The sequence below is a fragment of the Streptomyces himalayensis subsp. himalayensis genome, assembly GCF_013778455.1.
Classification (GTDB): Bacteria; Actinomycetota; Actinomycetes; order Streptomycetales; family Streptomycetaceae; genus Streptomyces; species Streptomyces himalayensis.
On record NZ_JACEHE010000024.1, the window covers coordinates 70,774 to 91,056 of the forward strand.

21 protein-coding genes and 2 pseudogenes are annotated in these 20,283 nt (G+C 67.8%); 16 read left to right on the forward strand and 7 right to left on the reverse strand.

The features are described from left to right. Window positions 1-65: 65 nt before the first annotated feature. The 5 genes and pseudogenes from H1D24_RS30815 to H1D24_RS30835 all read right to left on the reverse strand — a co-directional run. A pseudogene (locus H1D24_RS30815) lies at window positions 66-416 on the reverse strand (cation transporter); the annotation flags it as partial. Then, entirely contained in the window at window positions 407-742 is a 336-nt protein-coding gene (locus tag H1D24_RS30820; protein WP_181661005.1) for an ArsR/SmtB family transcription factor, read from the reverse strand. The gene H1D24_RS30820 and the pseudogene H1D24_RS30815, both read right to left, overlap by 10 nt. Before the next feature lie 123 nt (window positions 743-865). Beyond that, on the reverse strand, window positions 866-2,623 hold the full coding sequence (locus H1D24_RS30825) for a tyrosine-type recombinase/integrase (protein WP_181661006.1): 1,758 nt from the start codon (window positions 2,621-2,623) through the stop codon (window positions 866-868). A gap of 11 nt (window positions 2,624-2,634) precedes the next feature. Then, window positions 2,635-2,934: a helix-turn-helix domain-containing protein gene (locus H1D24_RS30830; protein ID WP_220137430.1), complete on the reverse strand. Its 300-nt coding sequence runs from the start codon at window positions 2,932-2,934 to the stop codon at window positions 2,635-2,637. A 153-nt stretch (window positions 2,935-3,087) separates the two neighbouring features. Then, a complete protein-coding gene (locus H1D24_RS30835; RefSeq protein ID WP_181661007.1) occupies window positions 3,088-3,657 on the reverse strand; it encodes a helix-turn-helix domain-containing protein in 570 nt (189 codons plus the stop codon). 290 nt (window positions 3,658-3,947) lie between these two features. Between H1D24_RS30835 and H1D24_RS30840 the strand changes: the two genes are divergently transcribed. The 6 genes and pseudogenes from H1D24_RS30840 to H1D24_RS30865 all read left to right on the forward strand — a co-directional run bounded on the left by H1D24_RS30840 (window position 3,948) and on the right by H1D24_RS30865 (window position 11,656). After that, window positions 3,948-5,462, forward strand: a complete 1,515-nt coding sequence (locus H1D24_RS30840) for a DnaB-like helicase N-terminal domain-containing protein (protein WP_181661051.1) — start codon at window positions 3,948-3,950, stop codon at window positions 5,460-5,462. Window positions 5,463-5,758: 296 nt separating this feature from the next. After that, window positions 5,759-7,045 (forward strand): hypothetical protein, encoded by a 1,287-nt coding sequence (locus H1D24_RS30845; RefSeq protein ID WP_181661052.1) that lies wholly within the window; start codon window positions 5,759-5,761, stop codon window positions 7,043-7,045. Between the two features lie 309 nt (window positions 7,046-7,354). After that, on the forward strand, window positions 7,355-7,696 hold the full coding sequence (locus H1D24_RS30850; RefSeq protein WP_181661008.1) for a plasmid mobilization relaxosome protein MobC: 342 nt from the start codon (window positions 7,355-7,357) through the stop codon (window positions 7,694-7,696). Next, a pseudogene (locus H1D24_RS30855) lies at window positions 7,693-9,416 on the forward strand (relaxase/mobilization nuclease domain-containing protein). Before H1D24_RS30850 ends, H1D24_RS30855 begins: the two are co-directional and overlap by 4 nt. A 170-nt stretch (window positions 9,417-9,586) precedes the next feature. After that, window positions 9,587-11,236: an AbeC-like domain-containing protein gene (locus H1D24_RS30860; protein WP_258564430.1), complete on the forward strand. Its 1,650-nt coding sequence runs from the start codon at window positions 9,587-9,589 to the stop codon at window positions 11,234-11,236. Window positions 11,237-11,260: 24 nt separating this feature from the next. Next, window positions 11,261-11,656: a hypothetical protein gene (locus tag H1D24_RS30865; protein ID WP_181661009.1), complete on the forward strand. Its 396-nt coding sequence runs from the start codon at window positions 11,261-11,263 to the stop codon at window positions 11,654-11,656. Between the two features lie 69 nt (window positions 11,657-11,725). On the opposite strand, the gene H1D24_RS30870 is transcribed toward H1D24_RS30865, so the two are convergent. Then, complete coding sequence (locus H1D24_RS30870) at window positions 11,726-12,412, reverse strand: SPDY domain-containing protein (RefSeq protein WP_181661054.1); 687 nt, start codon at window positions 12,410-12,412, stop codon at window positions 11,726-11,728. A 325-nt stretch (window positions 12,413-12,737) separates the two neighbouring features. Here H1D24_RS30870 and H1D24_RS30875 point away from each other — a divergent pair, with 325 nt between their 5' ends. The 10 genes from H1D24_RS30875 to H1D24_RS30920 all read left to right on the forward strand — a co-directional run bounded on the left by H1D24_RS30875 (window position 12,738) and on the right by H1D24_RS30920 (window position 18,555). Then, window positions 12,738-12,968, forward strand: a complete 231-nt coding sequence (locus H1D24_RS30875) for a hypothetical protein (RefSeq protein WP_181661010.1) — start codon at window positions 12,738-12,740, stop codon at window positions 12,966-12,968. Then, complete coding sequence (locus H1D24_RS30880) at window positions 12,949-13,458, forward strand: DUF6879 family protein (protein WP_181661011.1); 510 nt, start codon at window positions 12,949-12,951, stop codon at window positions 13,456-13,458. Before H1D24_RS30875 ends, H1D24_RS30880 begins: the two co-directional genes overlap by 20 nt. A 27-nt stretch (window positions 13,459-13,485) precedes the next feature. Further along, on the forward strand, window positions 13,486-14,331 hold the full coding sequence (locus H1D24_RS30885) for a helix-turn-helix domain-containing protein (protein ID WP_181661012.1): 846 nt from the start codon (window positions 13,486-13,488) through the stop codon (window positions 14,329-14,331). A gap of 210 nt (window positions 14,332-14,541) precedes the next feature. Then, window positions 14,542-14,817: a hypothetical protein gene (locus H1D24_RS30890; RefSeq protein WP_220137432.1), complete on the forward strand. Its 276-nt coding sequence runs from the start codon at window positions 14,542-14,544 to the stop codon at window positions 14,815-14,817. Continuing rightward, window positions 14,814-15,356, forward strand: a complete 543-nt coding sequence (locus H1D24_RS30895) for an NUDIX hydrolase (RefSeq protein WP_181661013.1) — start codon at window positions 14,814-14,816, stop codon at window positions 15,354-15,356. The genes H1D24_RS30890 and H1D24_RS30895 overlap by 4 nt, the downstream gene beginning before the upstream one ends. 83 nt (window positions 15,357-15,439) lie before the next feature. Further along, entirely contained in the window at window positions 15,440-15,682 is a 243-nt protein-coding gene (locus H1D24_RS30900) for a hypothetical protein (RefSeq protein WP_181661014.1), read from the forward strand. Between the two features lie 60 nt (window positions 15,683-15,742). Next, complete coding sequence (gene dapF, locus H1D24_RS30905) at window positions 15,743-16,543, forward strand: diaminopimelate epimerase (protein ID WP_181661015.1); 801 nt, start codon at window positions 15,743-15,745, stop codon at window positions 16,541-16,543. Beyond that, window positions 16,540-17,631: a D-alanine--D-alanine ligase family protein gene (locus H1D24_RS30910; RefSeq protein WP_181661016.1), complete on the forward strand. Its 1,092-nt coding sequence runs from the start codon at window positions 16,540-16,542 to the stop codon at window positions 17,629-17,631. The genes dapF and H1D24_RS30910 overlap by 4 nt, the downstream gene beginning before the upstream one ends. 37 nt (window positions 17,632-17,668) lie before the next feature. Then, a complete protein-coding gene (locus H1D24_RS30915) occupies window positions 17,669-18,193 on the forward strand; it encodes a cysteine peptidase family C39 domain-containing protein (RefSeq protein WP_181661017.1) in 525 nt (174 codons plus the stop codon). Next, window positions 18,193-18,555 carry a glutamate ligase domain-containing protein gene (locus tag H1D24_RS30920; protein ID WP_181661018.1) on the forward strand — a complete coding sequence of 121 codons (363 nt, stop codon included), beginning with the start codon at window positions 18,193-18,195 and terminating at the stop codon, window positions 18,553-18,555. The genes H1D24_RS30915 and H1D24_RS30920 overlap by 1 nt, the downstream gene beginning before the upstream one ends. A 74-nt stretch (window positions 18,556-18,629) precedes the next feature. Here H1D24_RS30920 and H1D24_RS30925 read toward each other — a convergent pair whose 3' ends face one another. Further along, window positions 18,630-19,835: a hypothetical protein gene (locus H1D24_RS30925; RefSeq protein WP_181661019.1), complete on the reverse strand. Its 1,206-nt coding sequence runs from the start codon at window positions 19,833-19,835 to the stop codon at window positions 18,630-18,632. Between the last annotated feature and the right edge of the window lie 448 nt (window positions 19,836-20,283).

Sequence of the window (20,283 nt, forward strand, 5' to 3'; positions counted from 1 at the left end):
CAACGTCGCGACGGGACGCGAAATCCCCCATCGCTGCCGACGCCGCCCGCAGCGCGTCAGCAGCGCTCATGTCGGCCCCCGTCCGCGCGGACGGCATCGGCAGTGACGTAGGCGGCGAGCGCGAAGAACGACAGCGCGATGATCCTCAGCGTTGTCTTCTCGCGCGCCTCGCGCACGGCGTGCTCACGGGCGGAGAACTGCCAGGCCACCGCAGCGGCGGAGGAGACCTCGATGACCGAGTCCAGGCCGAAGCCGATCAGGGCGGTGGAGGAGGCAAGGGTGCCGGCGGTGATGGCGACGGCCGCCTCGATGACGTTGTAGGTGATGGTCGCCGCGACCAGCAGACGTATCCGGCGGGCGAGCACGTCTCGGCGGACCGGGGAGGGGCTGAGGGAGATCGTGGTCATCAGCAGCATCCCTTCTCGTCGGCGTCGGCACAGGTGCGGTCGGTCTCGACAGCCACCACAGCGACACGCAGGTCGTCCAGCGCGTGGCCGAGGCGCTCGTCGGCCAGTTCGTAGCGGGTGCGGCGGCCGTCGGGCACGGTGACGACCAGGCCGCAGTCGCGCAGGCATGCGAGGTGGTTGGAGAGTCGGGTGCGCGAGATGCCGAGCGTGTCGGCGAGATCAGCTGGGTAGGCCGGGGCCTCGCGCAACGCGAGCAGGATGCGGCAGCGGATCGGGTCGGCGAGCGCGCGGCCGAACCGGGCCAGCACGTCGATGTCGGAGGCAACAGTCAGCACAGCACGACAGTACATAGATTCCTGAATTCAGGAAAGCATGGATCGTCAATCTTGGTGAACCTGCCCCGTAACAGACGGGTGGGCAGCACCGGCCCCGGTGCAGCCCACCCGCTTCGGCGTCGACTACCGCTCGTCGCCGTCGCCGTACTTACCCGGATCCTTCGCGCGATCCACAGCCTGTGCACAAGCCGCCGCGAAGGCCGCCGTCACGGCTCCTTCGTCCGTGCCGCTCGCCCGAACGTCGATCGTTCCTCCCACTCGGCGAAGGGTGCTCCAGCGCACCACCTGGTCGGTGTAGAGGTCCGTTTCGAACTCCCAGGCGTCGACCGACCAGGGATCAGGACGAGTAGCCGACTCACGCGCCCCGCCGGGCAGGAAGGCGGCGTGGGCATGGTGGACAACGCGCCGGTCGGGAAGGCGGTCACGGACGGCGCTCCGGCCACCCGGCCCTTCCCGGTCCCAATTCCGCCGGTCCCACTCCTCAACCTCCGCCAGCTGCCCGGGCCGTTCGGAGCGCCAGCGTTCCACGACGAAGTCGGCGGGCTCACGATCGCGGAAGGGGACGAGATACTCGCCGATGCGAGCGACGTACACCAGCACGCCGTCGGAAGCCTCGGCCGCACTGGCGGCCTCCCCGCCTCCGTCAGCGGCCATAGGCCACAGCAGTCCGCTGACCTTGGCGGCTGTGTCCCTCAGAACGCGACCGGTCAGGTGCTGGTAACGGCGGTGCATCCGGGCAGAGTTGCCGGGCTCCCAGCCCATGATCCGGTCCACCACGGCGTCGGGGACGCCGAGGATGAGCAGCACGGTCGCGGCCGTGTGGCGGGCGTCGTGGAGGCGGCCGTCGCGGACGCCGGCAGCCTTAAGCAGGTCCTTCCACCGGTGGTAATCGGTGTTGGGATTGAGCGGCTCACCCGTCGGCGAGGTGAACACGTACCCCTTCTCCACCCACAAATCGCGGGCGAGGACGCGCTCGCGGGCCTGCTCCTCCTTGTGCTGCAGGAGCAGCTTCAGCAGCTCCTCGGGAACACCGATCGGGCGCTTACCCGCCTTGGACTTCGTTCCCTTGGTCTCCTTACGGGTGTTGACCTTCTGCGGGCAGTACCCGGGCTTACGGCCGCAGCGGTTGCCGCAGCCGTGCTTGTAGCGGGGCCGCAGGCGGCTCTTCCGTACATGGATCACACCGGCATCGAAGTGGACGTCCTCCCACGTCAGGCCGAGGACCTCGCCCTGGCGCAGGCCGAGTGCGAGGGCGATGACCCAGCGGGCGGTGTTGCGATGCTTCTCGGCTTCGAGGAGCAGACGCTGGACCTCCTCGATGGTGTACGGCTCGACCTCCTCTTCCTCCATCTTCGGCGCCTTGGCGATCGAGACGGGGTTGAGGGTGATGTGCCGCCGCCGCACAGCCTCGTTGAGGGAGGTGTTCAGGGTGCGGTGGGCCTGGTGCGCGGTGCCGGCGGCACTGCCGGCCTCCTGCATCGTCTTGTAGAGCCGCTCGATGTGCTCGGGCTCCAGCTTCTCCAGGCGATGGGCTCCCAGGCCGGGGATGAGGTGACGGTAGACGGCGACCCGGTAGCCGTCGATCGTGTACTCGCCGACGCTCGGCGCGGCGATGTTCTCCACCCAGTGTGTGAGCCAGGTCTGCACCGTCCAGTGCTGGCCGGCCTTGCGGACGCTGCCGGCGTCGCGCTGGCGTTCCAGCTCGCGTACGACCTTGGTGATCTCGGCGCGCGTCTTGCGGCTGGCGTGGCGGCGGTCCGGGCTGCCGTCGTCCTTGACGCCGACGGTGACGCGGCCGTGCCAACGGCCGTCCTTGCCGAGGTAGATGGTGGAGGCGCCGTTGGGCTGGCGGGACGTGCGGGGCTTCTTCGGCTGTGCCATGTGCGCCCCGCTCAGGCCGCGGCGCCGAAGTCCGAGGGCCTGTAGCGGCGGGCCAGGAATTCGGCGAGCGCCTCGGCGGGTATGCGGCGCAGGCTGCCGATCTTTACGGAACGCATCTCCCCGGACGAGACGTACTCGTACATCTTCGTCCGGCCGATGCCGAGGCGGCGGGCGGCCTCCTCGACGGTGAGCCCGACGAGGGTGGGGTCGCCGGGTACGTCGTCCCGCTCGGGCATCAGGGCGCGCAGGGCACCCTCGGGGATGCCGAGCAGCTGGGCGATCTGGGTCACGGGCAGGGGGAACTCGGGCAAGAGGGCTCCTCACCCGGTCACGTACGGAGCGCCAACTCCGGTCGGACCGGTCGTGGTGGTGTGGGTGATGGTTGGGCGGTTGCGCAGACGCGCGAAGGTGCCGCAGAGGGAAGCCCTGGGTGTTCCAGCACCGAGGGCCTGGCGGCGGGTGGGTTACTCGTCGACGTCAGCGTCAGCTTCAGCGGCCTGCGGGCTGAAGGCGTCGCCGAGCCAGCGGATAAGCCGGGAGCGGGCTCCCTTGTGGCGGTGGAAGTCGCCGTTGGAGGCTGCGTCCAATTCGTGGGCGAGCAGGTTGCGGACCATGGTGTCCTGGTCCGGGTTGGCCTTGGTGTACTCCCGGAGCTGGTCCTGGACCGCGTCCATGGACTTGCCGAGGGAACGCCATTCCTTCCACAGCTCGACGTACTCACCGACCAGCCGACGGATGATCGGGTTGGCCATCTGCCCTGGCGGGCTGGCCAGTTCGTCGAGGGTCATGTCGAAGACCTTGCAGAAGCCGAGCGCCTCGTCGGTGTTGACGCGGCGGCGCGGCTTACCGCTCTCGATGCGCCAGATCGCGGACTGACCGATGGGGTGGCCGGCCTCGGCCATCTTCTCGGCCAGGGTGACCGAACTCCAGCCGCGTGCCTCGCGCTCCAGCTTCACGCGCTCGGCGATGTTGTCCTCGACCGGAGGCCGCGCGTTCGTGGCGCTCGCGTCGTCGTCGCCCTTGCCGCTGGCCATCTTCTCCTCCTCGTCGTGCGGGCCTGCCGTACAGCTGCGGCCTAGGGTGAACCAGTTAACATCATTTGGAAGCCGAATGCAACTAGACGTCTCCCGAATGCTCAGGGTAGGCTTATGGCGTCCGGCGGTGAACACGGCTGGACAAGCAGAAACCCCCGGTGCTGGAACACCGGGGGCGAAGCGGAAACCCTCACAACCGCCCAACCATGACGATCTGGACCGGTGGCCGGAGTTGGCGCTCCATGTGGCCTACCGGGAGAGGAGTCCTATTGACCGAGAGTACGGGTCACATGCACGAGATGCCATCCCGCTTCGGATACGGCCCCACGCCGTCTCCGGACGAGTCCGCGCAGGCTCCTTTCAACCTGGAAGCCGAGCGCGCGGTGCTCGGCGCCTGTATGCACAACTGCGACGTCATCGACGCGGTCCGGCCGATCCTGGGCGAGGACGCCTTCTATCGGCCTGCGCACGAGACGGTCTGGCGCGCACTGCTCGCCCTGCACCGCGAGGGCAGGCCGACCGACCCGATCGTTCTCAGCGAGCTGCTCCAGGAGCAGGGGGATCTGAAGCGTGTCGGCGGCGCCGTCTACCTGCACCAGCTCGCCAGTGCGCTCTACGACGCCGGCAGCGCGGAGCACCACGCGGAGATCATCCGCAAGAAGGCCGACCTCCGCCGCCTGCACGCCTCCGCCGTGCGAACCGTCCAGCGTGCCCAGGAGCCCGGCGCCGACCCTGACGAGATACGCAGCGAGATCGAAGCGGAAGTGCGCGCCGAGCGCGAGCGTGCTCTCGCTTCGGGACAGGGCCGCCTGTCCCGCTTCGCCAAAGACGGATGGACCTTCGTCAAGGAGACCGGCGCGCACGCCGAACCTCTGTGGGGAACGCGCGACAAGACGGTCTGGGCACCGGGCGAGAGCCTGATGATCGTCGGCGCCCCGGGCGTCGGCAAGACCACCCTGGCCCACCAGGTGGTCTTCGCCCGTCTCGGCCTGCAGGAGACGGTCCTGGAGATGCCGGTCACTCCCAGCAGGCGGGTGCTCTACCTGGCCATGGACCGCCCGAAGCAGATCGCCAAGGCCATGGCCCGCCGGGTCTTCGACACCGACGAGAAGATCCTGCGCGAGCGGCTCGTCGTCTGGCAGGGCCCACTACCCGCCAGTTTGGACAAGGAGCCCGACCTCCTCGCTGATCTCGCCGCCGCTCACCGGGCCGACACGATCGTGATCGACAGCCTCAAGGACGCGGTGAGCACCATGGTCGACGACGGCCTCGCGGTCGCCTTCCACAACGCCCGCAATCGCGCCCTGCGAGGCGGCGTGGAGATCCTGGAGCTGCACCACCAGCGCAAGGCCACCGCCGACGCCCCGCGCGGCCAACGCCCCAGCCTGGACCAGGTCTACGGCTCCACCTGGTACGTCTCCGGCGCAGGCAGCGTCCTGTTCGTCACCGGCAAGGCCGGCGACCCCGCCGTCACCCTGCACCACCTCAAGACCCCCACCGGGGAGATCGGCCCGCTGGACGTCACCCACGACCACGTGCGCGGCACCACCACGGTCGACCCCACCAAGGACCCCGCCGTCCTGATCCGCAACGCCCCGAACGGACTGACTGCCCGAGAGCTGGCAGTCGCCCTGCTCGGCGGGGGCGACCCCGACCGCGCCGACGTGGAGAAGGCACGACGCCACCTGGGCCGCCTCGTCGACAGCGGCCTGGCCACCAAGGCCGACGGGATCGCCGGAGGTGCCGGAGGCGGGCAGCAGACCCGCTACTACGCCTCCGCACGCCACCTCACCGCCGTCGGGTGAACCCCTCTCGGCCCGCGTGAAGCGATCACGCGACCGTACACGCGGCCCTCAATGCCGGCACCCCTCCGTGAACCGCTCACAGCGTGCACGCTCATCGCAAAATCGCAGGTCAAGCGATCACGCGAGCGTCCACGCCGTACACGCGCCCTAGCGATCACGCGCGGGGCCCCCTTTAGAAGGGGGCCCGCGTGTACGCCCCCTCCGTGAAAGCCCCTCACTCCATCGCCCTCCTCCCCTTGGAGACCGTCTGCATGACCCTCGGCAACACCGCACACATAAGCGCCGACAGCGACACCATGTCGCTCCTGCCTGACTGGACCACCTCGTCTGCGGCCGGCGCAGTTCTGCTCCTCGTCGCCCTGCTCGCTGGATGGCTGCAGCGCCGACGCGCCCAGAACCCCGATGCCGGGCAGCGACGTGGCACCGCCGCCATCCCGGTCGCCGCTGTCGCCGCGATCGGCTGCACCGCCTACAGCGCGGACACCAGCTGGCGTTTCGCCGCCGACTACCTCGATATGGGCGGCACCATCGAGCGCGCCGCGATGTTCGCCGCGGCCGAACTCGCCCTGTTCGCCACCGCGCTAATGGCCCGGCAGAACCTCAATGGCCCGAAGCAGGCGCCCGGGGCGCCCGGCACCCTCACCTGGGTGATCACCGCCGTGCAGATCGTTCCCGCCTACGCCGAGTCCGGGCTGGTCGGCGGAACCGTGCGCGCCGTCGTCGGCCCGGTCTTGGCGGCCGTGCTCTGGCACCTGGCCATGGGCATCGAACTGCGCAGCCGCAGCCCACACGCCGATTCCCGCAGCCTGACCGCCGTCCTCGCCCGACAGATGCGGGAACGGCTGCTGGCCCGTCTGGGGATCGCCGACCGGGACGCGGACGCAGCCCGGATCATCCGCGAGCGCGCCCTCGACCGGGCCGTCACCCTGATCCTCCGGGCAGAGGCCATGAAACCCGAGAAACGCGCCAAGGGGCGAGGCCGGCGCCTCACCCGCCGCCTGCACCAAGCACTGGAGCAGGCCGACGTCGACCGCGACAAGCGCCAGGACGAGCTGCTGCTGCGCAAGCTCGCCACCCGGCAACAGGCCCTCGCTCTGGCCTCCATTCCCCTGCCCCGGCGCTGGCCCGCCCTTACCGCGGGCACGCCGAGCGGCTCCACGCCTGCCCGCCCGCGCGTCACAGCGACGAGGCGGGCAGAGAATCCGGGCCGCCCGCCCGAGAACGATGCGGGCGATGACACGGCCCACCGGGCTGCCCACCCAGAGCCCGAAAACCGCCCGCACCGGCCCGCCCGCACCATCACGAGCCCGGAACCGAAAACGGGCGAGGAAGAACCCGATGCCGATCCGGGCAAGGCCGCACGGGCGAAGCTGAACCGCCCGGGCCCCAAACCGCGCGCGACACGGGAAGCTCTCATCGCCTACGCCCACCGCATCCACGGCGAGACCGGACGTCTCTCCCGCGATCTGCTGGAGGACACCGTTCGCGAGGACGGCTACAGCGTCGCCAGCGACACCGCCGGGGAGGTCGTCCGCACCGTCAAGGCCGAGCTGAAGGCCGCGCGCGGCGGCCACCCCCACTGAACCCGCTCCACCCACAACGCCCAAGGAAGACCGCCCAATGCACGACTCGCACCACGAACTACCCACCAGCAAAAGGAGATGACTACCGCAAGCCCGCCGGGAGCAAGTTGTACCGGGAGCAATGCTCCCGGGGTTCCCGCCCCAGGGGTGGCGGGAGCAGTCCGGCGCCAGGGGGCACCGGACCAGCAGGCTGCGACCGAGGGCGGATCGCAGCAGGGAGGGGAACGGCAGGCCGAGTCCCTTGCGAAGAGACGTCAGCGCGCGCGTCAGCCGAAGTCACGCAAGCGCCTGCACCAGCCCAGTTGCCGTATGAACGACGCCGAGTTCAAGCGATTCGCCGATTCCGCCGCCCACTGCAAGATGTCCAACGCCGCCTTCCTCGCCTACGCCGTCGACAAAGCCGCCCGCGACCTGACCCGCACCGCCGCCGAGATCGCCACCGAACGGCAAGTCATCGACGAGTTGTTCGCAGCCCGCCGGCACCTGGGCCGCATCCACGGCCTGTTCAACCAGATCGCCAAGGCCCTCAACTCCGGCGCCGACGCACCCCACCTGGATGCCGCAGCCCAGGCCGTCCGCAGCGCCGCCCGCCGTATGGAGGACGCCGCCGATGCCCTGCTCGCCCACCGCGACGGCGGTGCCCCTGCGTGATCCCCAGCATCCACAAGCGCGGCAGCGAAACCATCGGCCTGATCCGCTACCTCTACGGCCCCGGCACCGAAGAGGAACACATCGACCCCCACCTGGTAGCCGCCTTCGACCCGCTCAGTCCCGACCCCGGCCGCGACCCGAAGGCCACCTACGAGCAGCTTGAGCGTCTGCTCGACCAGCCCGTCAACGCCCTGCCCGCCAGTAAGCGCCCCGAGAAGCACGTGTGGCATCTGTCTGTGCGGGCTGCCCCGGAGGACCCGATCCTGTCCGACGAGGACTGGGCGGCCATCGCCCGCCGCATGGTCGCCGCCACCGGAATCGCCCCCGACGGCGATGAGAAAGCCTGCCGGTGGGCAGCCGTCCGCCATGCCGACGACCATATCCACATCATTGCCACCCTCGTCCGGGACGACGGCCGCCGACCCCGTCGGCACAACGAGGCCCGCCGCGCCCAGGCCGAATGCCGCCGTATCGAAGTCGGCTACGGGCTACGTCGCGTCGCGCCCGGGACGGCACCGCCGCCAAGCGCCCCACGAGCGCCGAACGCCACAAGGCGGAACGCGAGGGCAGGGAGCAGCCAGCGCGCGAGGAGCTGCGGGAGACCGTACGGCGGGCAGTGGCCGGAGCGACGAGTGAGGAGGAGTTCTTCGACCGGCTGGCCGCCGCCGGCCTGCTGATCCACAAGCGCGTCGCGCCCTCCGGCGACCTGCTCGGCTACAAGGTCGCTCTCCCGGACAACCGCAATGGCGACAAGGAACCAGTGTTCTACGCAGGCTCCACCCTCTCCCCCGACCTGTCCCTGCCCCGCATCCGCAAACGCTTCTCCGGCGACAGCGACGCCGCCGACGGAAGCGACATGGCACCGTCCGACCGAGCCTCCGATCCCGCGCCAAGCGGTCCGGCTACTGCGCGGCGCCGTGCAGCCACGGCTGTGTGGCAGGCGGTGCTGGTCGTCGACGACGGTGAGGACGCGGCAGTGGCCGCGCACATCGCGGCGGCCGGGGAGGTCCTGGACGCGCTCGCCAAGACCTCCGCCGCCCACACCCGCCATCAACTGCGCGAGGCGGCCTTCGCGTTCGAGCGGGCCACCCGCTCGCACGTCAAGGCCAAGCGTGGGCACGAACGCGCCCTGCGCCAGGCAGCCCGCGACCTCGTCTACAGCGGGCCGGCGCTCGGCCGCGGGGAAGACGGGGCGACCACGGCAATGGTGATCGACATGGCGTTCTTCCTCGTCACGGCCGCCGCGCACTGGCACGCGAAGAAGGGGCACGCCCAGCAGGCAGCCGCCGCCCGGGAGTCCGCCGAGCACCTGCGCGCCGCCTACCAAGCCGCTGCCAACGTCCCACTGGGCGTGCTGCACCAGCGGGGTCAGCGCCTGTCGCAGTCCCTACGCCAGAGGCAGACCGTCCACCTGCGCCAGGCGGTGCCGGAGTTGGCGGATCAGGTTCTCGCCGAACCGGGCTGGCACGCCCTGGCCGCCACGCTCGCCGACGCCGAGAGCGCCGGCCACGACCCGGCGGTGCTGCTGACCGAGGCCGCCGGGCGGCGGGAGCTGGGCACCGCCGGGTCGATCAGCGACGTGCTCGTGTGGCGGCTGCGACGCATGGCCGACCTGCCCGCCGACGCAGGTACGCCGCCTTCCCCTCCGCTGTCGCATGACAACGTGGCGACGGACGCTTCCGTCTCCTCCCCGCGTCTTGGACGTGGGACTCGCAGGTAATCCCGCCCCACGGAGGCGGCTTTCGGTCATTGTTCGATCGGAACGCCTCCGTGCGCGTCTTGTATGGATTTGCGATATGGCGGCTCTTCCTGGGTCCGAGGACGATGCCCCTCTGTGCCCGCCGCTGACCATCGTCGTGGCCGGGCGCCAGGAAACACGGGGGTGGGGACTTGTCATACGCGGAGCACCAGTCGGTGTTCTCGGCGCCCGCAGTGCCTTTGGGGACGGCGGCCGACGCCCGAGAAGTGATCAGGCAAGGGGCCTACACCGAGGGCATCACCCGCCGGTTGAGCGCCGCCACCTTCGCCCGTACGGACTGGCTGGCAGTACTCCGCGCCGTACTGACGCAACTGTGGAAAGACCTGAAGGCCGCCGTACGGAAACGTCTGCGATGGCTCTTCCCCGCCAAGGAGGCCGAGAAGACGGCCGAGGCAGCGGAGCCGACACCGCCAGCGGTCGTACTGGGTGAGGACTACGCCGTCTGGGTCCGCCGTCGGATCAAGAAGTCGGCGCGGCCAGTACCGGTCTACGGCTTCCATCAGGAGCCGGTGGTGCACGCGTGCGATCGTGCCATCCAGCACATGCGAAGACGCCGAGTGGCCATCGTGCTCGTGGTCGGCGTCGTTGTCTGGCAGGCCATCGTCGGTGCCCTCACCGCAGGCTGGGCGGTCCTCGCGCTATTGACCGGGTTGTGGGGCGTCTACCTGGTGGAGCGCTACTTGGCGCAGCTACGGCTCAACGCCTTGATGGCCGGAGAACTGCACGCGCCTCCGACAGCGGTGCAGGCCCACGCCCTGCCGTACTTCTACGAGCGTCGCCGAAACGGCGACCGGCACCGGTTCCTGGGGGCCGGGCTTCAGGCATGGCAGGAGGCCGTCATCGGCATCGACGTCGAGCCCGCCCCCGAGAGCCAGGACGACGAATACGACAGGGCGTGGACGCTTACGGGCCCCAGCTCACCGGCGCAGAACCCCGGTCAACCTGACATGGCCGAGGTAGCCAAGGCTGTCCTGGACGCGTTGACGAAGCACAACAAGCCGGTGGCCCGCAAGCCGCTGAAGCACTTCACCGCCGCTCAGCTGCATGCCCACATCGCACGCCGCCTGGACGATCCGGCACCGTCCCATCACCGCGATCACCCCAAGCTTCGCGTGGAGGTCATCGGGATCGCCGGCATCCATAACAAGCGCTGGGACCAGATCGGCGACGACGCCTGGCGCAGCCTGCACACCCTCGCCCTGGACAACATCGGCGACAAGCCCGCCGAGGAGATCGCTCGCCGCTACATCTGGGCCCGCGTCACCGCCTGGAACGGCGACCTCGTCGCCGCCGTACTCGTCAACTTCGCCTACCAGGGCGGCTTCCTGCGCGTCACCGTCCGCCCGCACATCATGGGACCGCTCAACCCGCAGGTCGCCGGTCTCAAGCCCGCAGATCCGCGCAGCCTGAAGTGGCTGGGCCGCACCGCGTTCAACGCCCTCGGCGACGTGTACGTCGGACTCGACTGGCTCATACGCCGCAAGGCCCGCAAGCGGCCTGAGCTCGACCCGGGCAGCGGACCAGTCAGCCTCCGCGAGGTCTACAGCGTCCGCTGGCTCGAGGACATGCACATGCACGACGACGCCCGCTACTACGTGCAGATGATGCAGCGCCGGGTCTTCGACTCCACCGAAATCTTCCTGCGCGACCACAACGTCGACATCGCCGCCTATCGCCAACAGTCGACCGCGATCTACAACTTCGGCGTCATGAACGGCGGCACCATGACCGGCGCAGTCCAGGCCACGCCGTTCTCCGTCAACCCGTCCATGACGAACTGACCCACGAACCCGCCAGGAGCCCACATGTCCATCCGCCGCCAGCCCAATCCGGTACCCAACGGCCCCAACTTCGGCATCATCAACAACGGTGACATGACCGGGCCCGCCCAAGCCGCGCCGTTCTCCCAGAACGCCACCCAGACAAACAACATCACCAACGAAGCCGTCGACAAGGCCCGCGAAAGCATCGAAGACCTCCGCCGGCGACTGGAAGAACTGCGCGGTCAGTACCCCGAAGTGGACGCCGCCCTGCGCGACCTCGACATGATCACCCCGCGCCTCGACGAACCCGAACGCGATCCCGGCACTCTGCGCTACATGCTCCAGAACCTCGTAGAACGCTGCGGCGGCATCCCCAACCTCCTCGCCGCAGCCCAGCTCGTCCAGTCCACGGTCACGGCCCTCCTGCCCGGCTCCTGAGGCCCCTCCAGTACAAGGGCGGCATTTCAACTGGCACGAGGGAAACGGCCTGCTGCAGGGCACCAGCCGTCAGCTGCGGCGGACAACTGTGAGCCGCCCCGCCGCGCACTTGGGCAGGGTGCGACGGGGCACCGGGACCGGTGAGGCGAGCGAGGAGGCGAACGCGGTGACCAGGCCGTGGGGGACGCTGGCGCTGAAGCTGGCGCACCACAGATAGGGAGCACCGAGAACGGGTTCCGCCCACGCCTGCCAGCCCACCAAGTCAGGGCGTGGATCAGCGTCCTCGATGAGCGGCGGCAGCAGCTCCCGGGAGACGCAAGGGGAGAACCCGGGGTCCGTGGCGGTGGTGCGGGGGCGGTCCACGTCGCGGATCCAGCCTCCGGCGCTGAGCGCGGTGAGGACCGTCTCCGACTCCGCGATGCCGGCATCGGGCGCCTCACCGGCCTCAATTGCAATGAGGAGATCAGCGAGCGCCTCGTACGGGACGCCGGTAGTGAAGTACGCGTTCCACTCCGCCATCACGGAGGCACCATGCCGGCGGCCGCTCAGCTGCCAGGCCACCGGCAGTCCACCCAGCTCGAATGGGTAGGCCGCGAGGGTCCACTCGGCGCCGCACAACCCGTCCGGGCTCAGATACAGCAGCGTGTGGCGGGCGGTCGGCCACATGCGCCAGCCGAGGCCGACCAGGGTGTCGCCGATCCGCTCGGCGAGCGCATCGTCATCTCCGGCCAAATGGCGCGGGGTGACCCAGTACACCGGATCCGGCAATTCTGGACGGAAGGGATCGCTGGCGTGGTGCGGTTGCAGGGGCGCCTCCGTAGGATCGGGGAAGGTCACTGACCGTCGTTGACCTGGGGGTTCGGAAGATTGTCCACGTTGACATGCAGGTTCGCGGTACACCAGTGCTTTCGGGATCTTCCCTGTCTGCCTCCGGCGAACTGGTGAACCCGTAGAAATAGGCCGGCGGACGAGTGACCAGCCGTCCGAAGTCCTGGCAAGTTTGGGCAAGTTCCTGGCTCGACGACTCAGTCGCGGGCAAGCTCTGGCACAGAGATCGTTACCGGCATCCGAGGAGGACATCATGGCCCTGCGTAGGCTCGGTAAGGACCCGGAGAGTCCCAGTGGCGGCTCCCCCACCATCTACCTCGACGAGGAGAAGGACAGCTACCTCGTGCAGGGGCTGAAGGTGGAGGACATCGAGCGCCTCGGGCAGATGGACATCCCCGGCCACGAGTCGGTGGTGGAGATCCCCCGACGCATGGTGCAGTTCTTCCTGGAGGTGAAGAAGGCCGATGAGGACCCCGACGTTTGAGGAGCTGTTCCGCGACTGCCAGAGGACGGCCGTCCATCTGGAGATGCGCGACGCCTACATGAAGTCGGACCCGGCCTTCATCGACTGGAAGGCCGGCATCACACTCGACCCTGCCGAGCGCTGGGGCGACTGGCACAGCATCGTCACAGAAGCGACCTCACGAAGCGTCGAGGTCCGCCGAGCCCGCGTCGTCTCGACGCCCGTCAGCGAGTACATCCGCTTCGAGTACGACGTGACGGATGGACTGAACGTCGCCGCCGGCGAAGACGTCCGCTGGCTCTCCCGGCGAAACGCAACGGGCCTCGCACTTCCAGGCAACGACTTCTGGCTCTTCGATTCCAGCCTCGTTCTCGTCAACCACTTCGATGGTGAAGGCGAGAACATGGAGGTGGAACTCACGGAGGACCCTGAGGTGGTAAAGCTCTGCGAGTCGGCCTTCGAGGCCGTATGGGCGCGGGCAACACCGCACGCAGAGTTCCAGCTGGTCTGACAGCCCGAAAAACACCGTCGCAGCGACATGACATCGCCATCTTCGAGCGTTCAGGAAGCCCGCCGGGCTCTTGGCAGACGCCTGAGCGAAATCCGGCTCGAAGCCGGGCTCACCAAGCGAGCGTTGGCCAGCAGTCTCGGCTGGCATGAGTCGAAGTGTTCGCGCTTCGAGAGCGGCACGCGTCCGCCCTCGGAGCGCGACCTGCGTGCATGGGCCGCTGCTTGCGGTGCGGAGAGCGCGGCCGAGGATCTCGTCTCGACAGCCCGCGGCATCGAAGGCATGTACGTCGAGTGGCGCCGGTTGGAGCGCACCGGCCTGAAGCAGGCCCAGGAGTCCGTCCTCCCCCTGTGGGAACGCACCCAGCGCTTCCGCATCTACTCCCCCTGGCTCATTCCCGGCCCGGTGCAGACGGCCTCGTACATCACCGCGCTGCTCACCTCAATTCGGAATCGTCGCGGCCTCATTGATGACGTGCCGGCTGCCGTCAAGGTGCGTGTGGAGAAGCAGCAGATCGTGTACGGCAACCACACGTTCGCGATCCTCCTGGAAGAGGGAGCGCTCCGAAAGCGCATAGGTGGGACGGAGGTGATGGCCGGCCAACTCGGCTATCTGCTCAGCGTTATGGCGCTGCCTTCGGTGAGTATCGGCATCATTCCTGAGGACGCCGACCGTTCCAGCCTCTGGCCCGTCGAGGGCTTCTTCCTGTACGACGACCACACGGTCCACGTCGAACTCGTCTCGGCCCATCTCGCCGTCACGCAGAAGCACGAACTTGCCATGTATGCCCAGACGTTCACGGATCTGGCCGAGCTTGCCGTCTACGGCCCGGCGGCGCGCGAAATCATCACGGCGGCCATCGAATCCCTGGGGTGAATGCCGGGCAAGTTCCGGCACACTCGTAGAGCCCTTCCTGTCGCCCTTCTTAGCGTTACTGGCACGGCCGGAAACGCGCGCTGAAGGGGCGAGACGGTGATCACTGTGGCAAGTAGCGGCAAGGCATCGAGAGCAACCGACAGCGCGGGTACCGAAGTTCTCCCAGTCGCCGTCGAGACGATTTCGGAGAGCACCGAGGTAGCCCTCTCCATGCAGATGGCCACCTCCACCCGCAAGGACATGGACGCGTCTCTGCCGGAGATCGTCGGGCACCTCAACCTTCTGCTCGGTGAGGATCTGGGGGCGGACGAGGACGAGGACGTGCGGGAGTTGTTCCGCAAGGGATACCGGCTCCTCGACTTGCAGAACCGTCCGACCGCGGAGACTCCGTCGTTCGGCGTCTTCATCTACCTCCGGGATGTCGCCGACATCACGCGAAGGCTCCTGTGGATCTACACACAACGCCACGGGCTCGGTGCCCCGTGAGTATCCGGGAGGACCAGATCGTCCGGGAGCTGTCCCACTACATCTACGAGCACCCTGGCGAGCAGATGGCGCTGATGCCGGTGTACGACTCCGCCCGCGACCACGCACAGCACAGGACCTGCACCCACAGCCAGCGCTGCCCCCTCGTGACTACGGGCGCGGTCATCGTCGACGAACGCAACTGCGTACTCTCTCTGCGGCACAAAGGTGCCTTCGCCCTCGCGGAGGTGGAGCCGGAGGACCAGGACGACTCGCTCAGTGGAGCGGCTCTTCGCCTGTTGGCCGAGGCGGTCGGCATCCGGGAGGTGTGGACGGAACCCGACGGCGATGGCCCCTTCCTGATCGACGTGACCAGAGCGGGGCAACACAGGTACGGCCCCCGCCTCCGGATCGGCTTCAGATACCTCTTCCAGGCCCACTCCGGCGCCGTCGCTCCGATGGTGATCGAAGCGGGTGCAGCGGCCTGGATGCCCCTCGGGGAGATCGGCATCCCGGCAGTCCGCAACCGCCTTCACGGCCACCTGGTCGGCGCCCCGTGAGCCCCCGAAACCAACAACTCTGCTACGTGGCAAGCCTCTTGGCACTCGGCGGTTCGATCCTCCTGGCCATCTGGAGAGGCTGAATGTACGAGCGCCGCACCACCGAACCAACCTCTGTGCCTCCTCCCCTCGGCACCGTCCCCGGTTACAGGCAACCAAGCGATGTCCACATAGGCGATTTCGTGTTCCTCGACGGGTTGTACCTGCGGGTCCGCGACATGAGATCCGCCGGCACCGCGGGGCGCCGGGTTCTGATCTTCGACGGGCACTCCCCGTGGGTCATGGAGGAGTCGGCGACGACGTATCGGCCCGTCGAACTCCTCTGACCCGAAGCTCCATTCAGCCATCACGAGAACTGTCACCTCACGCCAGCGAGGAGCTTTGCCATGCGCTTCCGCAAGATCCACGGAGCGGGGAACGACTTCGTCCTGTTATCCGACCCCGCGCCGGACGGCGAGAAGGACTGGCCAAAGGAGGCCGAGCGCCTCTGTGCCAGACGAACCGGCGTAGGCGCGGATGGCCTTGTCATCAGCAGCCTGATCAGCATCAGCCCGGTCGTCCTCGAAGTCGGCTGCTTCAACGCTGACGGCTCGATCGCGACGATGTGCGGTAACGCTCTGCGGTGTACCGCCTGGGCCGCCCACCACGACCACGGCTTCCGCGAGATGAGCCTCCGCATGGCGGGGGTGACGCACGAGGCGATCGTGAGCGACGACTCCGTGTGGGTCACGGCCGAAGTCGGCGCGGTCCACCCGCGACGAGTTCAGACCGTCATCAACGGCAAGCCCACTTGGTTCGACAGCGCCCACACCGGCACCGAACACGTCGTCGCCATCGTGGACGACGTGAACGCCATCGACGCGGTACTCGTCGGACGCCTCGTCCGCCACCACGCGGACCTTGCCCCGCTGGGGACGAACGTCAACTTCGTACAGGCCGCCGGCAGCCAGGCGCTGAAGATCCGCACCTACGAGCGCGGCGTCGAGGCGGAAACCCTGTCATGCGGGAGCGGAGCCGTCGCGGCCGTCGTCATCGCCACCCTGCGCGGCCTCGTGTCGCCGCGTGCCGTCACCGTCCACAACCGCGCCGCGGAGCCGCTCACGGTCCGGCCCCATCCCGACCGGCCGAAGCGGACTCACTGGGTCGGTGGACCGGTCACCAACACCTTCGAAGGGGTCCTCGCATGACTCAGTTCCTCGACTCCAGCTCCGGCCTCGCGGTGCGCGAGGCCGCCCAGAACCTTCGCGACTGGCAGCGCGACCGAGAGGGGCTCGGCGTCGCCCTCGTCTACGGGCCGGTATCAGCAGAGGACCGGCTCTACCACTCGAAGTGCCCCGTGGACCAGCGCTCCGTGACCGCACTGTCCGAGGCCCTCGACGACATCGGCGCCCGCTGGAAAATACTGAACCCGTGCGAGCCGGACTTCATCACGGAGTTGGCCGGCTACGACGTCGCCCTCTCGAACCTTCACGGTCCGTACGGCGAGGACGGGCGGCTGCAGGGCCTGCTCGACTACCTGCGCGTGCCGTACTGCGGCAGCGGAGTCGCAGCGTCCGCAGTAGCCGCAGACAAGATCCTGTGCAAGCGGGTGATGCTGAGCCTCGGCATCCCCACGCCCGGATGGTGGGTCTGGTCCGGCGGCCCGATGCACTGGAACGGGCGGGCGGCGATGGTCAAACCGCCCTTCGGCGGCTCCAGCGTGGGCATGAGCCTGGTCCGCGAACAGGCGGACCTTCCCGTGGCGCTGGCCGAGGCTGCCGGCGAGGAAGGCGACGCCGTACTGGTCGAGGACTACCTGACCGGCGTACCACTAACCGTGGGACTCCTAGAACTACCCGGAGGCGTGGTCGTCGTACTTCCCCCACTGGCCACCGAAGCCACCGAGGCGGAGTTCTACGACGCCGACACGAAGCTCGACGTGGAGTCCAGGGGCGCCGTAGCCGTACGGGCAGCCGAGCTGTCACCCGAGGTACGGGCCAAGGTCACCGAGTACGCCACGGCGCTGTGGGACGGACTCGGGCTGCGTGGATCGGCGCGCGTCGACTTCATCCTCACCGAGGACGACCAGCCGTACGTGCTGGAGGTCAACAGCACGCCGGGCATGTCCCGTGACAGCAACTTCGTGGTGGGCGCCGCGATGGTCGGACTCACGCACACAGATGTCGTAGTGGCCATGTTGCACGAGGCGTTGACCCGACCGCCATACGATGTCCCCCTGCCCACTCCCGCGTTCTCCAGCACCACACTGACTCGGGAGACTGCCGTCTCACCGTAGGAGCCCGCCCACTGTGTCGCGCGTCCACGATGTCCCCATGTGCCGACAGCTCATCGCCCCCGCCGAATGGGATCTGCACGGAGGATGGGCACTCGGGGACAGGCTGGAATGGTCCAACCGGGCGTGCGGCCTGGCGTCGCTGAGAATGATCCTGCTCGCCTACGGGCGCAAGGCACCCACGGTCACGGAACTGCTGAAACTCGCGGTCAAGCACGAGGTTCTGACCCCGCGTGGAGCCGTTCACGCGGGGATCGCGAGCCTGGCTACCGACCTCGGAGTCCCTTCGACCGCCGAGCCGGTCCCGGTCGAGGACCTGACGCGGTGGCTCGACGACGCACCGCTCATCGTGTCCGTGACCGAGCAGTTTCCCGACGACGGCCGCGCCGGCGGCCACCTCGTCATCCTCCGTGGCTACGAGGATGGCCCCGACCCGACGATCCACTTCCGAGACCCGTCGGCCTGGGGCCAGACACACGATCGAGTCCCCCTCAGCTGCGTATCCGCTTCCTACACCGGCCGCGCAATCACCTTCGCGCCCCTCATTCACAACGGAGAGTCCTGATGACCGAGGCAGACGGCGACACGACCGAGGCCGCGGGCGGCCGGAGGATCGCCGTGCTCGGAGAGATGCTGGAGCTGGGCGACGAGTCCGTCGAAGCCCACCGCGAGGTCGGACGCATGGCGGCCGAAAACGGCGTCGACTTCGTGGTGGCGGTCGGCGGAGACCTCGCCAAGCAACTCGCCTTGGCGGCGGGCGCGGCGGGCGTGCCGGACATCGCGATGGTGGGCGACAACGGCACCGCCGCCGCTTACCTGAAGTCCATCATCCGCCCCGGCGACGTCGTTCTGGTGAAGGCGTCCCGCGGCGGTCAGTTGTGGCAAGTCGCGCAGGCACTCACAGGGCAGCCTGTTACGGGGTTGTGAGTCTTCCTCAGCCCCAACGAGTGGCTCCACGCCCTGCCCGTCGACCTGAACTCCCCATCCACCCTTCAAAGCAGCTACGCCGCAGGCAATTCCTCGGAAGGTTCCGGTTCAGCTGACAGGCTGCCAATAGTGAGACCCAGCATAAGAGCCCCTTCGAGCGCCGCGAGGACGCTCAAGAGCTGAACCTTCTCCTCAGGCGTCCCGTGATCAGCATGCTTCATCTTCTGCAACTGATTCCGAATAGAGACCAATGAAATAGCGATCACATCGTGGATAAAGTCGGGACCTTGACCATCATCGTTGTCGCTAGCCTCGCGTGGCATGATGGGGTCGCCGCCATAAACAAAGCATAGGGCTTCCGCACGCTTGGTCGGGCGCCTTTGCCCTTGCACTTCGTGCGTCAAATCTATCCCATCTGGAAGATTGCCATCCACCCAGGCCAGAACTTCTGCAGGCTTAAAGCTTTCTCGCATGATGCGATCAAGCAACTCGATGAGGGAGTTGGCGGCCTGGGAAACACCATCCTCCGAGAATCGAAGAGCGTCTCGCGCGCCTCGAATTTTCCGTACAAGCGGAGAATTCCTGCGCTCCACACGCTTGACCGAAGCTTCCGCCACCATGGAGCGAAAGCTGGCCACCAGGTCGTCTATGCCTTCTGGCGCCAGCGTCGCAAGATCAGATTTCTTCGCACTTGTCAGTTCCATGGGAAGGGCGGCGAGGACCTTCTCCCCGAGGAAGTCGTCGAGCGACACCAGCATTTCGACGGCATTCACCGCGAGAATATTGGCCGGCTGGACATCCTTAAGCTGATTTTGTGAAGAAATCTTGACGGCGTCATTCCATGCCACAATGAAAGGAGTGAGTGCGCGCACCCCGCGTCGAACGGCCAGCGCGACCACGGCACCATCTTGCTTTAGGGAATCAATGAAGCGCTTATACGTTGCCGCCCCCAGAAGGCGCTCAGCGAAGCTGCTGTAGTTCTGGTTCTTAAACCGCTCCACCCAGCGTTGCAGCTGCTCACCTTCACATTCATCAACGAAGGCTTGGACCATTTCCTTCAGCCGCTCTTCTGTAACCTCTGAAAAACAGTCCTCAACCCGTTCCTGCCACGGCCGCGGGTCACTGTCGTTGGTCAGCGCCTTGCACAGCGAGACGAAGGCCTCCATCAAGAGCACGGCAGATTCACTGATTCGCAGTGTCTCAAGCAGCCCAGGATCCAACGTCCGCGTGCAGGCGGCAAAGCTGGACTGGTAGACGGTGACAGGTGTGGGTTCTTGCACTGTGCCTCGCCTCACTCTGACAAGTACGCGCGCTCACCAAAGAAAGTACCGATGTACGCAACGATGCGGTACGGAATTTCGTGGACGGAGCTGCCGACGAGAACCGGCAGGGTCTCCTGTGGGTGGACTGTACGACACGCCACTGACATCGCTGAGTGACCGTCAGATACCTGTGCTGTGACTCGACATCGACCGGCTCAACATCTGTTGGCGGAGCGCTCGATGCGTCGGGCAACTGGGACCGACCCGAGGACATGCCCGAGATCACGGGGTTGGAGCTGGGGAACGCAGACATCCCGGTACTGGCAGAGCGGGCAGGGCTCGACGCAGCGAAGTTCCTCCAGCAGCTATGCGGGCTGTAGCAGCGCGTGCTTGAACACACCACGGCGTGTGGGAGATTGGCAGCGGCGCCCGCGCCCTACGCCGGGTATCGCCTGCCTACGGTGAG